General features: G+C 61.4%; 12 protein-coding genes, 1 tRNA gene, 1 rRNA gene and 1 riboswitch. Of the genes, 8 read left to right on the top strand and 6 right to left on the bottom strand.

Translation table 11 applies throughout. The features are described 5' to 3' along the window. Positions 1-3: 3 nt before the first annotated feature. The 4 genes from rrf (at position 4) to egtD (ending at position 2,735) form a co-directional block, all read left to right on the top strand. Positions 4-118, top strand: a 5S ribosomal RNA gene (gene rrf, locus LCF60_RS14055). A 45-nt stretch (positions 119-163) separates the two neighbouring features. After that, a tRNA-Met gene (locus LCF60_RS14050) sits at positions 164-240 on the top strand. A 289-nt stretch (positions 241-529) separates the two neighbouring features. Then, positions 530-1,780 (top strand): ergothioneine biosynthesis protein EgtB, encoded by a 1,251-nt coding sequence (egtB, locus tag LCF60_RS14045; RefSeq protein ID WP_292292589.1) that lies wholly within the window; start codon positions 530-532, stop codon positions 1,778-1,780. A 1-nt stretch (position 1,781) separates the two neighbouring features. After that, positions 1,782-2,735, top strand: a complete 954-nt coding sequence (gene egtD, locus LCF60_RS14040) for an L-histidine N(alpha)-methyltransferase (RefSeq protein WP_292292587.1) — start codon at positions 1,782-1,784, stop codon at positions 2,733-2,735. A gap of 18 nt (positions 2,736-2,753) precedes the next feature. Here the strand turns inward: egtD and LCF60_RS14035 are convergent, their stop codons facing one another. Beyond that, entirely contained in the window at positions 2,754-3,815 is a 1,062-nt protein-coding gene (locus tag LCF60_RS14035; protein ID WP_292292585.1) for a Hint domain-containing protein, read from the bottom strand. 273 nt (positions 3,816-4,088) lie between these two features. Between LCF60_RS14035 and LCF60_RS14030 the strand changes: the two genes are divergently transcribed. Next, the gene (locus LCF60_RS14030) at positions 4,089-5,768 is read left to right on the top strand and encodes an iron ABC transporter permease (RefSeq protein WP_292292583.1); all 1,680 of its coding nucleotides are present in this window, start codon (positions 4,089-4,091) and stop codon (positions 5,766-5,768) included. Between the two features lie 30 nt (positions 5,769-5,798). On the opposite strand, the gene LCF60_RS14025 is transcribed toward LCF60_RS14030, so the two are convergent. After that, positions 5,799-6,821 carry a Fe(3+) ABC transporter substrate-binding protein gene (locus LCF60_RS14025; RefSeq protein ID WP_292292582.1) on the bottom strand — a complete coding sequence of 341 codons (1,023 nt, stop codon included), beginning with the start codon at positions 6,819-6,821 and terminating at the stop codon, positions 5,799-5,801. 297 nt (positions 6,822-7,118) lie between these two features. Beyond that, a riboswitch (cobalamin riboswitch) is annotated at positions 7,119-7,325 on the top strand. Between the two features lie 129 nt (positions 7,326-7,454). Between LCF60_RS14025 and LCF60_RS14020 the strand changes: the two genes are divergently transcribed. Next, the gene (locus tag LCF60_RS14020) at positions 7,455-9,287 is read left to right on the top strand and encodes a TonB-dependent receptor (RefSeq protein WP_292292580.1); all 1,833 of its coding nucleotides are present in this window, start codon (positions 7,455-7,457) and stop codon (positions 9,285-9,287) included. A gap of 3 nt (positions 9,288-9,290) precedes the next feature. Then, on the top strand, positions 9,291-10,100 hold the full coding sequence (locus LCF60_RS14015) for an ABC transporter substrate-binding protein (protein WP_292292579.1): 810 nt from the start codon (positions 9,291-9,293) through the stop codon (positions 10,098-10,100). Here LCF60_RS14015 and nagA read toward each other — a convergent pair. Together nagA and LCF60_RS14005 are read right to left on the bottom strand one after the other, a co-directional pair. Beyond that, on the bottom strand, positions 10,078-11,250 hold the full coding sequence (nagA, locus tag LCF60_RS14010; RefSeq protein ID WP_292292578.1) for an N-acetylglucosamine-6-phosphate deacetylase: 1,173 nt from the start codon (positions 11,248-11,250) through the stop codon (positions 10,078-10,080). The genes LCF60_RS14015 and nagA overlap by 23 nt on opposite strands. Positions 11,251-11,329: 79 nt before the next feature. Then, positions 11,330-12,208, bottom strand: coding sequence for a BadF/BadG/BcrA/BcrD ATPase family protein (locus LCF60_RS14005; protein ID WP_292292577.1), 879 nt, complete (start codon positions 12,206-12,208; stop codon positions 11,330-11,332). A gap of 184 nt (positions 12,209-12,392) precedes the next feature. On the opposite strand from LCF60_RS14005, the gene LCF60_RS14000 reads away from it, so the two are divergent. Further along, entirely contained in the window at positions 12,393-14,156 is a 1,764-nt protein-coding gene (locus LCF60_RS14000; protein WP_292292576.1) for a sugar phosphorylase, read from the top strand. On the opposite strand, the gene LCF60_RS13995 is transcribed toward LCF60_RS14000, so the two are convergent. Both LCF60_RS13995 and LCF60_RS13990 read right to left on the bottom strand, forming a co-directional pair. Beyond that, entirely contained in the window at positions 14,150-15,370 is a 1,221-nt protein-coding gene (locus LCF60_RS13995) for a glycosyl transferase (RefSeq protein WP_292292575.1), read from the bottom strand. The genes LCF60_RS14000 and LCF60_RS13995 overlap by 7 nt on opposite strands. Then, on the bottom strand, positions 15,363-16,160 hold the full coding sequence (locus LCF60_RS13990) for an HAD-IIB family hydrolase (protein WP_292292574.1): 798 nt from the start codon (positions 16,158-16,160) through the stop codon (positions 15,363-15,365). The genes LCF60_RS13995 and LCF60_RS13990 overlap by 8 nt, the downstream gene beginning before the upstream one ends. Positions 16,161-16,218 lie beyond the last annotated feature (58 nt).

The following is a 16,218-nucleotide window of genomic DNA, read 5'->3' as shown; positions in this document are numbered from 1 at the left end:
CGGTTTGGTGGTCATAGCGTGAGCAAAACACCCGGTCCCATTCCGAACCCGGCCGTTAAGTGCCACCGCGCCAATGGTACTGCGACTCAAGTCGTGGGAGAGTAGGTCACCGCCAAACCTAGCAAAAACCCCAACCTCTCTCAAAACGATGAAAACAACCTGTCGCGGGGTGGAGCAGCCCGGTAGCTCGTCAGGCTCATAACCTGAAGGTCGTAGGTTCAAATCCTACCCCCGCAACCAAATTGATTTGCTTGAGGTCGTCCGGTGGCAGCCCGGCGGCCTTTATGGCTTGTCTGGCAGGTCACTCGGCGTGAAGGCCGCGACGGCCTGCGGATCCATTAGACGCTCTTTGAGCAGATCAAGGATCGCGACATAATCGCGACCGACCGATGTGAACCCACCTCCACATCCGCCCCATTTCAGTAACCCGGTCCACAAGTTTGTCCGAACAAACCAAATCCGGGCAGGGACGTGAAACAAATCCCGCCTTTCGGCGTTCTTCACCGACACTGACTTCGGAGGGCTCCCCATGAACAGAAGCACGGCCGCGAAACGCGGCTCGATCGACGCGGTTACTTTCTTCAGGTCTGTCCGGCAGCGATCCCAGGAGCTCACCGCGCCATTGGTGCCCGAAGACATGATGCTCCAGTCGATGGAGGACGCCAGCCCGGTGAAATGGCACCTCGCCCACACCACCTGGTTTTTCGAGGAGTTTATCCTGAAGCCGTATCACAGTGCCTACCGCTCGCCCGACGAGCGGTTCGCCTTCCTGTTCAACTCGTACTACGTGCAGGCCGGTCCCCGCCACGCGCGGGACAAGCGCGCGATGGTTTCGCGGCCCGATGGGGAAGCGGTCACTGCCTATCGAGCGCATGTGGATGCGGCGCTGTGCGATCTCCTGTCCTCTGGATCCGAGGACGCCGACACGGTCGCGGATCTTGTCGAGTTGGGGTGTCATCACGAAATGCAGCATCAGGAACTCCTGGTGACGGACCTGTTGCACGGCCTGTCCTACAACCCGTTGATGCCTGCGTATCGCGACCCTGAGCCGATACCGGTCACCGAAGAGGTCGCGCTGAGCTACACCGGCCATGACGGAGGGCTGATCGAGATCGGGCATGACGGACCCGGGTTTGCCTATGATTGCGAAGGGCCGCGTCACAAGACCTGGCTGGAGCCATTCAAGATCGCAGACCGGCCGGTGACCAACCGCGACTGGATCGCCTTCATGGAGGAGGGCGGCTACGAGACGCCGACGCTTTGGCTCATGGACGGCTGGGCGTGTTGCCAGAAAGAGGGCTGGGATACGCCGCTTTACTGGTGGCGGCAGGACGATGAATGGTGGACCTACACGCTACGCGGGCCGCAGCCGGTAAACCTTGATGCGCCCGTGGTCCATGTCAGCTATTACGAGGCTGACGCCTTCGCCCGCTGGGCCGGGGCGCGTCTGCCGACCGAGGCCGAATGGGAAGTGTCGTTTCGCGACAGGCCCATCGCCGGAAACTTCCTCGATAAGGGCCAATTGCGGCCGCTGCCCGGCGGGGGACCTTGGGGAGACGTCTGGGAATGGACGCAAAGCCCCTTCACGCCTTATCCGGGGTTCCGCCCGCCAGAGGGCGCCCTCGGCGAATACAACGGCAAATTCATGGTCAATCAATACGTTCTGCGGGGCGGGTCCTGCGCGACGCCCCTGGCCCAGATGCGCCCGACTTACCGCACCTTCTTCTACCCGCATCAGCGCTGGCAGATGCTGGGGCTGCGTTTGGCGCAGGACGCCTGATATGGACAAACCCCTCGTCTCGAACCGCGCCCTTCTCATGGATGCGCTGGCCGGACTGCGCGCAAAGCCCAAGCGGATGCATCCAAAGTGGTTCTATGACCATGCAGGGAGCAAAATATTCCAGCGCATTACCGAACTGCCGGAATATTATCCGACCCGCACCGAGATTTCGATCCTGCGCCACGAGATCGACGCCATCGCCTCTTATGTACCTGAAGGCGCGGCGTTGATCGAGCTTGGCAGCGGTGCCAGCACGAAGACCCATATTCTGCTCGGGGCGCTCAAGACGCTTGACGCGTATGTCCCCATCGACGTGTCGGGCGACTTCCTGCTTTCCGTCGCCGACGATCTCGCCCGGGCGTATCCTGCCCTGACCGTCGCTCCGTTGGTGGGCGATTTCCTGGAGGACCTGGCGCTTCCGTCAGCCACCGACGGGGCACCCAAGGTCGCCTTTTTTCCCGGTTCGACCATCGGCAACCTCGAGCCGCCCGAGGCGCTGGACCTGCTGAACCGACTCCGGTCCTGGCCCGACATCTCGGCCTTCATACTTGGCGTCGACCTGGTGAAGGCACCACGGACGCTCATCCTTGCCTATGACGACCCTGCCGGCGTGACGGCCGAATTCAACAGGAACCTGCTGCATCGCATGAACCGTGAAGCGGGTGCTGATTTCCAGACCGAGGAATTTGCCCATGACGCACGCTGGAACGCGGCCCTGTCGCGGATCGAGATGCATCTGGTCAGCCGCAAGGTGCAAGAAATCCACCTTGGCGCAGATCGTATCGCGTTTGACGAAGGCGAAAGCATTCATACCGAGAGCAGCCACAAGTACACCCGCAACGCAGTCGAGGATCTTGCAGCCGGGGCAGGGTGGCACGTTGCCGAATTTCTCACGGATCCGGACCGGCATTTCGCCGTGACGGTGCTGGTTCCGGCGCAGACGCGATCAGCCTGATCCATGCGCTTCGTGACGTCACGCGCATCCCGGATGACAGAGGCATTTCCTGTTTCGCAAGTGGCGTTGGGCCAGACGACGCGCTCGCCGCCCCTGTATCAGGGGACGCGCGCTTGCGTGACATGAAGGATGGTCCCGCACGACACTCAGGAGATGCGCGATCTCCTTCATGGTTTGGGCGCCGAGCGACCTTTGGCCTTGTGGACCGAGCAACAGGCTCTCGCAAAAAGCACCGTTAGCGAGCAGGATCTCGTGATGGTCCAGAAGTACATGCAGATAGGTCACGTTCCAGGCAGATTGATCTGTTCTGATCCCGTTCACGCCAACCAGGTGCTTGGCAGCAATCAGCACCTCATCGGTTTCGAACATGCGACCTGCGATGCGCGAGCGAACCAGAACCCGGTGCTGTGGCGACACATAAAGATCGTGTTCCGGGACATTTGGACCGAGCGCGCCGGAAGGGATGAAGACCGGTCGCAGTTTCGGATAGCGCAACATGGTGGTGACCGGCACAGACCGTCCCCCAACCCAACGGACGGTCTGTGCGCCCCGATCGAGTGTCTCGACATCGTCGCCGATCTTGAGGGCTTCGACGGCGATATCCGACCCGTTGCCAAGCCGGATCTTCGTTCCAGCGCAGAAACAAACTACACTTACATCGTCGTTTCGAGTTGAAACGAGGGCGGCGTCGCTGCCGCCAACATCGGTCAACTCACCGGTTCTGATTTCGGCGATCTTCAAATCGCCATAGCGGTCGCTGGGAAGGATGAAATGGCGGGTTTCAGAGGCGTTCGAAACAGTCAGGAAAATGACATCGAGATTGCTTTCGCTCTGGGGGTCGAAGCTGAGATTGGTGCCGTCGGCCGCGGTGAATCTGCCGCTGCTTGACGGCTCCTGGATCAGGTCGATCCGGTAAGCCACGCCATCGAGGACAAAGACGTCACGCTCATCGAATTCACCGTCATCGAATTCCGAGGAGACCGCCCCGTCAGCTACACCCAGCAGGTTGCCATTCGCCTGCGAATAAGTGGTATGCTGACTGATATACGTGACTTCGATGAGGTCGAAAATTGTAGCCATGATCCGGCAGGACGTACTTGAGAAAGATTAAGATTTGCTTTGGTATGCACTCTGAGTTTCAATTGCTTGCGAGTGGAAAGATGCGACGGGAAAGACGCGCCGACCCGGCGGCGTGGAGCCTCTTGTCGCACAAGCAACGCCCCTCTTCTTTCCTGCGCAATCTGAAACCTGGAATTCCGATTTCGCTTGGGGTCGTCTGATGTTAAGACCGTTTCAAACCTGACCGAACCTATCGGAAATGGGGCGCGCCCTTTTCGGAAAAGCGACACTCTCATGGCTGACATCACGATCAATCCGGGAACACCCACGCGTTCGCTTCGCGGCCGTATACCTTGGGTGCTTGCAGGCATCATCGCGGCGATCTGCGTGTTGCCTCATATCAGCGTGCTTATCGCCGCGTTGCTCGGGTCGACCGATACGCTGCAATCGCTCGCCGAAACCGTGCTTGGCCGCTTCACACGGGCGACCTTGGTGCTTTTGGTGCTGGTCGTTTGCTTCAGCACGATCATCGGGACGCTGACCGCCTGGCTTGTCACAACCACGGATTTCCGCGGGCGGCGCATTCTTGAAATCGCGCTGGTGCTGCCCTTGGCTTTTCCCGCCTATGTACTGGCTTATGCCTACACGCATGTTCTCGATCATCCGGGTGTCGTGCAATCGACGTTGCGGGCGATGACGGGATGGGGACCGCGGGATTACTGGTTCCCTGAAATCCGGTCATTGGGCGGGGCGGCGGCCATGCTGACGCTGGTGCTTTATCCCTATGTCTACCTTTTGGCGCGGGCGGCCTTTGCCGGACAAAGCGCGACGACCTTCTATGCGGCGCGGTCGCTGGGTCAGTCCCGGCTGGGTGCGTTTTGGCGGGTGTCATTGCCGATGGCGCGCCCGGCGATTGCCTCGGGGGCCATGCTGGTGGGCATGGAGACCATCGCCGATTTCGGCACGGTGTCCTATTTCGGCGTGCAGACCTTCGCGGTGGGGATCTATTCGAGCTGGTTCACATTTGCCGACCGCGCAGCTGCCGCGCAATTGTCGCTCGGGCTTCTGGCGTTTGCATTGCTCCTGGCCATTCTCGAGCGGATCAACCGTGGCGAGGCGCGCTATGCCTTCGGCCGCAAGTTCGAGCAGATGCCGCGCGTCACGCTCAGGGGCATGTCCGGCGGCCTGGCGTTCCTCGCCTGCTTCTTGCCCGCGTTCCTGGGATGCCTGCTGCCGGTTTTCATGCTGTCGGAGATGGCGATCGGGTCCGAACAAAGCCTGTTCAGCCCGCGTTACCTGCAATTCGCCCGCAACTCCGTCACGCTGGGCCTTTGTGCCGCGGTCATCACCGTTGCCGTTGCGCTGCTGTTCGGCAGCTTGGCACGCAACCGGAAATCCCTTTTCGCGACCATCGTTCTGTATATCGGCCGGCTTGGCTATGCAGTGCCCGGTGGAGTCATCGCGGTGGGGTTGCTGGTGCCATTCGCCTATTTTGACAACACGCTGGACGCCTATATGCGCGAGACCTTCGATATCTCCACGGGCTTGCTGTTCACGGGATCGATCTGGCTGTTGGTCTGCGCCTACATGATCCGTTTTCTGGCTGCTGCCATCGGAGCTTATGAAGGCGGGGTCGCCGTCATCAATCCGAACATGGATGCGGCGGCACGTGTGCTGGGCCAAAATGAATGGGGCTTGATGCGGCGCGTGCATTTCCCGCTTTTGCGTCCCAGCCTTTTCACTGCATTGTTGATCGTCTTCGTCGACGTGATGAAGGAATTGCCTGCGACCCTGATCATGCGACCCTTCAATTTTGACACCCTGGCTGTTCAGGCGCATCGCCTGGCGTCTGACGAGCGGTTGTCTGGGGCCGCAGTGCCAAGCCTGGTCATCGTGGCCATAGGGACCCTGCCGGTCATCCTTCTCTGTCGCCGCATCCGAAACGAACAGGGCAAAACAAAAGAGGGCGCCTGAGCGCCCTCTGCCGTTGTCTTCCGTGGGTCCTTACTCCCAGCCGACCTCGTTGAAGATCTCTTGGGCACGCGGCGTGTTCTCGCCGAAGACCGACAGGTTGACATCGTCCATGCGGAACAAACCAAGGCTGGCAGGGTTCTCGGCCAGGCCGACGCCCGGAACCGCAGCGTATTCGTTGTTCTGGTTCGCGAAGTAACTCTGCGCGAAGTCGGATGTCATGAACTCGAGAAACTGAACCGCGTTCTCCTTGTTCGGCGCGTTTGCGGTCACACCCATGGCTGCGACGTTCACATGTGCGCCGCGACCCGACTGGTTCGGGAACACCCATCCGAACATGTCGGTGCTGCCCGACAAGCCATCGACGCCGCCGTCAAGGCCGCGCAGGAAATAGTAGGTGTTGGCCACAGCGATATCGCATTCACCGGAAACGACGCCACGCAACTGGTCCGTATCACCGCCCTGCGGTTCGCGCGCCATGTTCGCGACGACGCCTTCCGCCCAGTCCTTGGCGGCTTCTTCACCATTGGCCGCGATGATCGAGGCCATCAGCGATTGGTTGTAGACGTTCGAGGACGACCGGATACAGATTTGGCCTTCGTACTGCGGATCAGCGAGGGCTTCGTAGGTCTGCGGCGGGTTTTCGACCTCTTCCTTGTCGTAGAAGATGATCCGCGCGCGTTGCGACATGCCGAACCAATGCCCGTCGGGGTGGCGCAGATGTTCCGGAATGCGGTTCTCGAGAACCTCCGAGTCGATGGGTTGCAACAGACCCGCTTCGTCTGCCCGCCAGATGCGCCCTGCATCGACGGTCAGGAAGATATCAGCCGGGCTGTTCTGCCCTTCGGCATTCAGGCGCGCGATCAATTCGTCCGCATCCCCCTCGATCCGGTTCACGGTGATCCCTGTCCGCTCGGTGAATTCGTCGTAGATCACCTGGTCATTATCATAATGCCGCGAAGAGTAGATGTTCACCTCTCCCTGGGCCATGGCGGCAGTGCTGAGGGCGGTGCTGGCAACGAGGGCCAGCGTCGAGGTTGTCCATAGGACTCGCATGAGAATCTCCGTTGTGTGTATTCTTTACGAAAATAGTCAGTTACATGATTCACGCAGGCGATCAACTCATTCCGACTAAATCTGTCGGAAATATTTTCGCAAAGCCGTCCAGCAGATCGGTTGTCGACGGGCTTGTGGATCGCCCAGGACCCGCAAGCGGCATCCGGCCAAATGTGGTCGTGAAGGGCGACACGGGATGCGGGTCTTGGTGTCCTGACTTTGCAACACGGAGCGCCTGAGACAAACCGACCACTGCCGCCAACACAGACGCGGGTTGACGACTCTGTTGCCGCGGGTGCAGATGGCCTTGTTTACGGTCTGGGCGTGTCAAAGCGTCCGGTGAAAAGGGAACGCGGTGCTTCGTAAGAAAATTCCGCGACTGCCCCCGCAACTGTGAGCGGCGAGCGACGCTGATTTTGCCACTGGGGCCCGAACGGGCACTGGGAAGGCCAGCAGAGCCGAGACCCGCAAGTCAGGAGACCTGCCGTATGACAACACCCAGTCCGGTCGCGGGGTGCGACAGGGCGGCGGCACGTCCGTAGTGGTGTCTTTCACCGTCTGCGGATGCCTGTGCATTCCAGATACTTGTTACCATTCCGGCGCGATGCGCCGGTTCAGGCCGGGATCCATGTCATGGCACGCCTCACCACCAAACTACTTCTTTGCACCACCCTTGTCGCACCGTCCGTAGCGGCAGCGCAGGACCTGGGGGGCGCGGTTATCGAACTGGAAGAGATCGTCGTCTTCGGCGGTCTGCTTCCCACGAACCTCGACACCACGGGTGCCACGATCGACGTTGCCGAAAGCGACGACATCCTGCGCGCAGGGCTTGGCGCGACCGCGGCCCTTGATGCTTTGCCGGGCGTGGCCGTCAGCGCAAATGGCGGTCTGGGCGGCAGTGCCACGGTCCGTGTCCGCGGACTGAGCGGGCCTTATGTCGGCGCACGCATCGACGGGATCGACGTAACCGACCCGTCGGGGCCGCAGACCGCCTTCAATTTTGGCACGCTGATGACCGGCGCGCTGGATCGTGTCGCCGTCGTGAAGGGCACGCAATCTGCCATCTACGGGTCCGACGCCATCGCCGGCGTGGTCGAGATCGAAAGCTGGCGTCCCGAGGTGTCGGGGTTCTCCGGGCAAGCGCAGGTCGAGGTCGGAAGCTTTGAAACCCGCGCGGCCAACCTGAGATTCGGCTATCTCGATGACCGGACCGAACTGGCCTTGAGCCTCGGCCGCGTCACGTCCGAGGGCTTCTCGGCGCGTGTGGCGGACGATGAAAACGATGGCTTCGAGCAAAGCAGCGTCAATCTTTTTGCGGCATACCAGATCAGCGATACCATCCGAGTCGGTCTGACCGGGCTCTGGTCGGACGGGACTGCGGAATTCGACCGGTCCGATTTCGACCCGACCGGCGAGATCGACGAGACACGGCGCGGATTGCGGATGTTCGGCGAAATGCAGACCGGGGCTTGGTCGCACGAGCTGTCCTTCAGCCGCTACGAGATCGACCGCTTCGATGCCGACGGCTTTACGCGCAACTTCCTTGGCGAACGCGATATCGCGGCTTATCTGGCCCAAGGCGACATATCACCGAACATGACGATCGCACTGGGGGCGGACTGGACAGAAGAGCGGGCCGAACTGGATGGTGACGCTTATGACGCGTCGAACTCCGCCGTCTTCGCCGAACTGAAAGCCACGCCCTCCGACGCGGTCGAACTGTCGCTGACCCTGCGCTACGACGATTACTCGGATTTCGACGGCCAGCTTTCGGGTCGCGCGGCGCTGTCCTATCAGTTGAACGAGGCGACCATTGTTCGCGCCTCGCTCGGCACTGGCTACCGCGCGCCCTCGCTCTACGAGCGCTTTGGTCCCTATGCCGGATCGCGGCCACTCGACCCGGAGGAGAGCCTGAGCTTCGATCTGGGGGTCGAACACAGCTACGGCGATCGCGGGTCGGTCAAGGCGACGCTGTTCTGGTCCGAGATCGAGAACCTGATCGGGTTCGGGTCTTCTCCGAACTGCCTGCCGTCGCAGGCTTTCGGGTGCTACATCCAGACCGATGGCACGACCGAAACCCGGGGTCTTGAACTGAGCGGGTCCTACAGGATCACCGACCGGGTGCGGCTGTCGGGCGGCTACACGCTGACCAACGCGGAAAACAATGGCAACCGGGTCGTGCTGGTTCCGCGTCATGACCTGTCGCTGGCGCTCGAAGCCGATGTCACGGATCGCTTGCAGGTCGGTGTCAACATGATCCGCGTGGCCGACACGCTTGACGGGTTCGGCACGCCGACGCCGCTCGAGGATTACACCGTCTGGGACGTCTCGGCACGCTATGCCGTTACAGACACGGCGTCGGTCTACGGGGCCATCGATAACGTGGCCGACACGTCTTACGAAACGGTTCGCGGCTTCAACGCGCCCGAGCGGACCATCCGCTTCGGCATCGAAACGTCGTTCTGATCGATGTGGCGTCTCGCGACGCTGACAAGCCTTGTGCTGGCCCCGATGTGGGCCAGCGCTTCCGACCTGCCGCGTGTCGTGTCGGTCAATGCCTGTACCGACCAGCTTGTGATGCTGCTGGCCGACCCCGGGCAGGTCATTTCCCTCAGCCAGTTGTCGGATGACCCGCGCGCATCGGTCCTGACGGAAACGGCACGGCAATTTTCCAAGAACAACGGGCAGGCCGAATCCATCGCCGTGGACAATCCGGATGTCGTGGTCGCCAACGTCTATGATGATCCCTCCCTGATCGGGCTGCTGCGCGCCATCGGAATCGAGGTGGTTCAGTTTCCCGTCACAACCGCGTTGTCGGACATTCCTGACGAAATCCGCATGATGGGCGACATCCTGAAACAGCAGGCCAGGGCCGATGAGATCGCGTCTGATCTGGAGCGCGACCTTGCGGCCTTGACGGAACCGGACGACACCGCGCCGCTTGCCGCGTTCTTCTTTCCGAATGGATACGCGCTGGGTGCCGGAACGCTGAGCCACGATATCGTCACGGCGGCAGGTGCACGGAACCTGTCGGTGGAATTGGGTTTTCAGGGCAATGGCACGCTTTCACTGGAACAGGTCATTCTGAACCAGCCCGACTTGCTGATCGGGGCGCGCCCCTTCGACGGGTTTTCCCTGTCGGAAAATATGGCGACGCATCCGGCGCTTTCCGCGTTCCCGGTCCTCAACACCTCGGTCGACTGGGTCTGCGGAACACCGTTCGTCATGCGCGCCGTGTCAGAGGTGGCTGACAGGATCACGGACCTGAGACGGGATTGACAGCCTGTCGAAGCGCGGCATTGACATCCGGATCGTAGCGCAAGGACCGGGTCAGGTGAATCCCGGTCCATGCCGCTCCGGTCTCGAACGCGCCTGACCTTCTGCCATCCCGCAAGAGCCGCGCCGGGATCGAAGTCGCCATCGCAAAGGCTGTTTCCGCAGAAAGACCCACCGTGTCGATCATCACGGCAAGGGCTGTCGGCAGGTCGAGATCCGCCCCGGCAAGGGTTCCGTCCTCAAGCGTCAGCCGACCGTCACGACGCAGAACACGGCGCCCGTTTAACCGGAATTCGGTGATCTCCGATCCCGCCGTCGCCATCGCGTCGCTGACCAGGAACAGCGCACCGGGCGAAGACTTGACCGCCAGCGCTGCGCGCAGGGTCGCGGGATGCACGTGAATGCCATCCGCGATCAGCCCGGCATGCGCGGCGCCGCAGTTCAAAGTCGCGCCGACCAGTCCAGGCTCCCGGTTTCCCAATTGGCTCATCGCATTGAAAAGATGCGTGGCGCCGACTGCCCCGGCCGAAAACGCGGCACTGGCCTGTTCGAAGCTGCAATCGGAATGGCCAAGCGACACGACCACGCCCGCAGCAACGAGCCGAGCAATCTGGTCCGGCCCCACGGTTTCCGGTGCCACCGTGACCATCACGTTCGGCAGGCGATTTGCGGCGTCGATCAACCGGGTTTCATCCTCGTCCGTCATGGGCCGGATCAGGGATGCGTCATGTGCGCCCTTGCGGACAATCGACAGATGCGGTCCCTCGATGTGAATGCCTATGATGCCCGGCACGCCCTTGGCGATGGCGGCTTCGACAGCATCGATCGCGGTTTGGGTCTTTTGCGGCGTGTCGGTGATCAGTGTCGGCAAGAGCGCCCGCGTCCCAGACGCGAAATGCGCCCGGGCAATCGTTTCGAGGCCCGCGATATCCGTCGCGTCGTTGAACATCACACCACCGCCGCCGTTGACCTGAAGGTCGACAAATCCGGGCAAGAGCGTGCCGTCTGGAACGGTTTTCAGGGGAACGCCCGCAGGAATGTCCCGTGTCGGAACGATGCCGGCAAACACCGCGTCATCCAGCAGGATCGCGCAGCCCGTGTGTAGGGTCTGCCCGTCGAAAATATCGGCTCCGGTCAAGGCGCGTCGGGTCATATCGTCGGGGTTGCTTTCGTATTCTGGGTCTCGTGCGCAGGCTAGCCGGGGCCCTGGACAAACGCGACCGTTTTGCGTCTCAGGGGGCCCGCGCCATCTGGCGGGCCAGATGAAGCGCGCCGTCAAGCGCCGTTCCCATCGGTTCCGTCAGCCGCGCCTGAAATGACCCGTCCAGCCACTGCGCGAAGCGCGGCCCGATCCCGCCGGTCAGACAGACGACATCCTTGTCCGCAAGCTGTGCCGCGTGCAGGCAGTGGTTCAGATAATCGGCGCCCTCCGCCATGACCGCGATGGCATTGACATCCCCGGCCTCGGCTGCGTCGAGAACGACCGGAGCGAATTTCGCATACTCCGCTGGCGAAGCATGCCGGGCGAAGGCAATCAACGCGCTTGCGTCCGAGTCGAAGCTGGCCAAAAGGGCGTCAACCATGTCGGACCTATCCATAAGCCCGTCGGATACCATGGCACAGCGCTGCAAGATGGCCCGACCGATCCACGCGCCGGACGCCTGGTCACCCAGCTGGAGACCCCAGCCGCCAAGATACCGGATGTCGTCGCCGTGTTTCACCGCAACGAACGAACCGGTTCCGATCGCCACCAGGGCGCCATCCCGATCCCCCAAGGCACCCACGACAGCAATCAGCTGGTCGTCGGTGACGGTGGCGTGGCGCAGCGGCATGTCCGCCGCAAAAGCCGCGGCATCCTTCGGTGACATGATGCCGGCCAGTCCGATATGGGCCGGAGCCTCTGCCAGTTGATCGAGTGACAGGCCAGCAGACGATGCGGCCGCTGCCAACGCGTGCAGAAGGTTGCGTGCCGTGCCTGCGTGGTCGCTTGTGTAGTTCGCCGCACCGCCTGTCGCCAGCCCGACGATCTTCCCGTCGGCGTCACTGATCGCGACGCGGCAGCCCGTCCCGCCGCCGTCCATGCCGATAAGATATTGCGAACTCTGGTTCATTTCGCGGGTCTAGCACAGGGACACAAGAGCTGTGCAGCAGATTCGTGCGCCTTGAGCGCAAAGGTAACACTAAGGATCCGCACGGTTTGCCCTAAATTCAGGCAAGTGGCTGCCCGTGCCCGCCGGCAACCGAAGCGATGCGCGAAGACGTTGAAACTGCTCGAAAGCCGTGATTGTTTAACACATGCTTCAAGACGCTCCGAGCAAGGAAAAGACTCCGGTCCTCAGTCGCGCCCTCGCTGCCAAGGTCAGCGAGATATACCCGGATTTCGACGCGGATATCCTGACTTCCAAGGTCATCGACGCGTTCTGGCCCGAGGGAACACACCGGCGAAAGCGCGGTCGCAAGCCGGGCAACGCGCTCTGGTCACAGAAAGACGCGCTTCTCATCACCTACGGCAATTCGATTGTCGATGGCGTGCACAAGCCACTCGATCTGCTGAACGATTTCCTGCGCAGATACCTGGATGGCGTGGTCGACGGCGTTCATATCCTGCCGTTCTTTCCCTACACGTCGGATGATGGTTTCGCCGTCACCGACTACACCGCGGTCAACCCTCAACTTGGGGACTGGGCGGACATCAATCGCATCGCCGGCGAGTTCAAGCTGATGTCGGATCTGGTGCTCAACCACGTGTCGAGCCAGGGAACATGGTTCAATGCCTACCGCCAGGGCCAGCCGCCCTATGACCGGTTCTTCTTCGAGGCGGACCCGACGGACGATCTGGACATGGTCGTGCGCCCCCGCACCACCCCGTTGTTGCAGAAGGTCGAGACCAAGAACGGCCTGCGCCATGTCTGGTGCACGTTCAGCCATGACCAGATCGACCTCGATTTCCGCAACCCGGATGTGCTCTTGGAATTCCTGCGGATCATCCGCACCCATATCGACAACGGGGTGCGGATCATCCGGCTGGATGCGGTGGCCTTTCTGTGGAAGGAAATCGGCTCGCCATCGATTCACCTGCCGCAGACCCACGCCATCGTCAAATTGATCCGCCTGCTCTGCGACTATGCAATCGAGCCCGTTGTCCTGCTGACGGAAACCAATGTGCCCAAGGCCGAAAACCTGAGTTATTTCGGCAAGCGGGACGAGGCGCACGTGATCTACAATTTCCCTTTGCCGCCGTTGATCCTGCACGCGTTGCTGTCGGGTTCGGCAAGGAACCTTGATAAATGGCAAAGGTCGATGCCTCCGGCGCCGTTGGGCTGTGCCTATCTGAATTTCACGGCCAGCCATGACGGAATCGGCATGCGCCCCGCGGAAGGGGTGCTCTCGGCCGACGATCAGGCGGCGATGATCCGAACCGTCGAGGCGGCGGACGGGCTGGTGTCGATGCGGGCGTTGCCGGGCGGAGGCGAAGCGCCCTATGAGTTGAATACCACCTATTTCGCGGCGCTGAGCCGGACCTTCGATGGACCGGATGACCACCATCTCGAACGCTTTCTGTGCTCGCAGACCATCGTGATGTCGCTCGAAGGCATTCCGGCCTTCTACATCCATTCGATGCTCGGGACGCCGAACGATTCAGAGGCTGTCGTGCGCCGTGGCATGAACCGCGCGATCAATCGCCACCGGTGGGACTACGGCATCCTGCAAGGCCATCTGGACGACGCTGACAGCATACATGCGCGCGTGCTGGCCGGGTTGAAGGCGCGTTTGAAAATCCGGCAGAACCAGTCGGCATTCCACCCCAACGCCACCCAGTTCACGGTGAACACAGGCGATCAGCGCGTCTTCGGTATCTGGCGGCAAAGCCTGGACCGGCAGCAATCGGTCTTCGCCTTGCACAATGTCAGCCGGGACATTGTGACCCTGCCCATATCGGCGCTCAACATCATCGAAGACGAGGTCTGGCAGGACCTACTGTCAGGCGATGCGGTTTTCGACGAGGATATCGTGCTTGCTCCGTATCAGTGCCGCTGGATCAGCAACGCGGGTCACTGATAGTCCTTCGAATCCGCCAGAACCGCGACCTGCATGTCGCGCAGGAACGTCGGATCGGCGGCATGCACGCGGTTCCACGTCGAGATGAACGGGGTCTCGTGCGGGTTGTCCAGGAACGTCTGCCCGGCGCGCATGATGTTCTCGGCAAAAAGCTCGATCGAGGCTTCCTCGGAATGGCGGTCGACGCTCAGCCCGTTCATCTGTGCGTCGGTATAATAGGCATCCAGAAGGTCCAGCGCGCTGCGGTAATACGTGGCCTTGAGCGTGCGGAACACGTTGGTGGTGAAGATCGTCCCGTCGGCCGCCAGTTTGCGGAAGATCGCCTTGCAGATGTCGGTCGACATGCGGTTCAGCCCGGTTTCAGCGTCCTCGGGGCTCAGGTCCTGATGTTTGTGATCGTAGGCGTCGGCAATCTCGACCTGGCAGACCGCCTTGGGGGCAAGGTTGCGCCATGCCTCCGACAGGACACCGATTTCGAGCCCCCAGTCCGACGGTATACGCAGGTCGGGCAGGATATTGGTGCGCATCGCGAATTCGCCCGAAAGCGGATAGCGAAAGCTTCGCAGGTAGTCGATGTAATCGCGGTCGCCGATCACCCGTTTGAGTGCAATCAGGAGAGGGCTGACCAGAAGCCGCGTGACCCGCCCATTGAGCTTGTCCGATCCGATCCGCGCGTAATAGCCCTTTGCCACCTGGTAGGGAAAGGTCGGGTTGGCCACCGGGTAGATCAGCCGCGCGAGCATTTCATTTGTATAGGTCAGGATATCGCAGTCGTGGATCGCCATGACCGCGCTGTCCTGGCACCCGATGAGGTAGCCGATGGACGACCAGACATTCTTGCCCTTGCCCTGTTCGCCCGGCGCAAGCCCCATCCGATCCAGCCGTTCGTCCAGCGCGATCATGCGCGGACTGTCGTTCCAGATCACGATATGGTTCTGGTTCAGCCCCTTGAAGAACTGCTTGGCGTGGCGGAACTGATCCTCGTCGGCGCGGTCCAGTCCGATGATGATGCGGTGCAGATAGGTGACCTTGGACAATTCGGACAGGATGTTCGGCATCGCATCGGTTTGCAGCTCGGAGTAGAGGCAGGGCAGGATCAGGGACATCTTCCGGGTCTGCGCAAAGGTTTCCAGCGCATAGGTCATTTCCTGTGGCGACCGGGTGCGCAGGTTGTGCAACGTCGCGATGTTGCCGTTCTGGTGAAAATCAACCATGCGAGTGTCTTCCTGTCGTTGCGGGCCTGTTGAGAAAGGCGATCACAGCGGCGTTCCACCCTGTGGGCCCGCTCTCGACGGTTCGAGTGATGCGTCCGTCACCCTCACCGGGCAGGTCCGGCATCGGTGCGCTGTGCGGGTTGGCGACGATCACGCCGTGGTCGGCCTTTTCCAGCATGGCTCTGTCATTCGGCGCATCCCCCAAGGCCAGGGTGGCTTCGGGCTGCAGCACCTCGATGATCCTGTCCATCGCATCGGCTTTGGTCTTGCCGAAGGACAATGTGAGAAATCGACCACCGCGCTGGGCGGTGATGCCTCTTTCGGCCAAAGCCTGCTTGAATGTCTCAAGTTCGGCGGCGCTGCCAGACCAGATGCCGGGTTCGGAAAAATCCCGTTGCCTGGCGCGTTGCGCGGCGTCTGGGGGCAACCCGGTGATCGCGGCGACGTCATTGGCCGACATGTCGCCAAATCCCCGGTAGAGAGAGCGAAGGTCCTGTGGCATAGCCTCAAGGGAACGGCGCAGCGCGGCGTAGGTTCCGGTCGTCGTGCCGCCCGGCAAACCGATGACACCAGAGCCATTTTCGACAATGGCCGGGTAGCTTTCCAGGCCCATGTCGTTTTGCAGCCGGGTGATTTCAGCGGCTGTCTTGCTGCTTGCCAGCACCACCGGGATCTGCAGCGATCGCAACCGGTCAAGCGCGGGTTGCGCGGCATCCCAGCGATAAGTTTCGTGATCCAAAAGCGTGCCGTCGAGGTCGGAAAAGACAACAAGCTTCACAGGACAGGTCATGAGAAGAGTTTCGACCATGGGACAGGGGCGCTCAAGCCAAAAGGACATGGTGCGGCGG

The sequence above is a fragment of the Marivita sp. genome (assembly GCF_020055635.1).
GTDB lineage: Bacteria > Pseudomonadota > Alphaproteobacteria > Rhodobacterales > Rhodobacteraceae > Marivita.
This window is presented reverse-complemented; position numbering and strand designations above follow the sequence as displayed.

Coding starts and splice junctions, on each gene's coding strand:
- LCF60_RS14035 (WP_292292585.1), bottom strand. CDS start 3,815: ATGGCTACAATTTTCGACCTCATCGAAGTCACGTATATCAGTCAGCAT.
- LCF60_RS14020 (WP_292292580.1), top strand. CDS start 7,455: ATGGCACGCCTCACCACCAAACTACTTCTTTGCACCACCCTTGTCGCA.
- egtB (WP_292292589.1), top strand. CDS start 530: ATGAACAGAAGCACGGCCGCGAAACGCGGCTCGATCGACGCGGTTACT.
- LCF60_RS13990 (WP_292292574.1), bottom strand. CDS start 16,160: ATGACCTGTCCTGTGAAGCTTGTTGTCTTTTCCGACCTCGACGGCACG.
- LCF60_RS14000 (WP_292292576.1), top strand. CDS start 12,393: ATGCTTCAAGACGCTCCGAGCAAGGAAAAGACTCCGGTCCTCAGTCGC.
- LCF60_RS14030 (WP_292292583.1), top strand. CDS start 4,089: ATGGCTGACATCACGATCAATCCGGGAACACCCACGCGTTCGCTTCGC.
- egtD (WP_292292587.1), top strand. CDS start 1,782: ATGGACAAACCCCTCGTCTCGAACCGCGCCCTTCTCATGGATGCGCTG.
- LCF60_RS14015 (WP_292292579.1), top strand. CDS start 9,291: ATGTGGCGTCTCGCGACGCTGACAAGCCTTGTGCTGGCCCCGATGTGG.
- nagA (WP_292292578.1), bottom strand. CDS start 11,250: ATGACCCGACGCGCCTTGACCGGAGCCGATATTTTCGACGGGCAGACC.
- LCF60_RS14025 (WP_292292582.1), bottom strand. CDS start 6,821: ATGCGAGTCCTATGGACAACCTCGACGCTGGCCCTCGTTGCCAGCACC.
- LCF60_RS14005 (WP_292292577.1), bottom strand. CDS start 12,208: ATGAACCAGAGTTCGCAATATCTTATCGGCATGGACGGCGGCGGGACG.
- LCF60_RS13995 (WP_292292575.1), bottom strand. CDS start 15,370: ATGGTTGATTTTCACCAGAACGGCAACATCGCGACGTTGCACAACCTG.